This window comes from Achromobacter sp. GbtcB20 (genome assembly GCF_019091095.1).
In the GTDB taxonomy this organism is placed as follows: domain Bacteria; phylum Pseudomonadota; class Gammaproteobacteria; order Burkholderiales; family Burkholderiaceae_B; genus Achromobacter; species Achromobacter mucicolens.
This window is the reverse complement of record NZ_JAGXJZ010000920.1, coordinates 1-234: the sequence shown is the minus strand read 5'-3', so window position 1 is coordinate 234 and position 234 is coordinate 1. Positions and strand designations below refer to the sequence as shown.

1 protein-coding gene is annotated in these 234 nt (G+C 74.8%); it reads right to left on the bottom strand.

Annotated elements, in window-relative coordinates; translation table 11 throughout:
* A partial coding sequence (locus tag KVT32_RS31630; RefSeq protein WP_217619587.1) for an acetate--CoA ligase family protein occupies positions 1 to 234 on the bottom strand: 234 nt, incomplete at both ends.

Sequence of the window (234 nt, the reverse complement as noted above, 5' to 3'; positions counted from 1 at the left end):
GGCGCCGGTGCCGCGATACCCGGCCAGCAGCCGCGCCACGCGGGTGCGCGCGATCATGTCGCGCGCCAGCACCCGGTTCAGCGGCGGCAGGCCGATCGCCTGATCGGCGTTCGCCTCCACCGCGACGCCACCCTGCCCGAACAGCACCACCGGCCCGAACACCGGATCGAGCGAGAGACCGACGATCAGTTCCAGCGCGCGCGGCCGGCGCGCCATGGCCTGCACCGTGAAGCC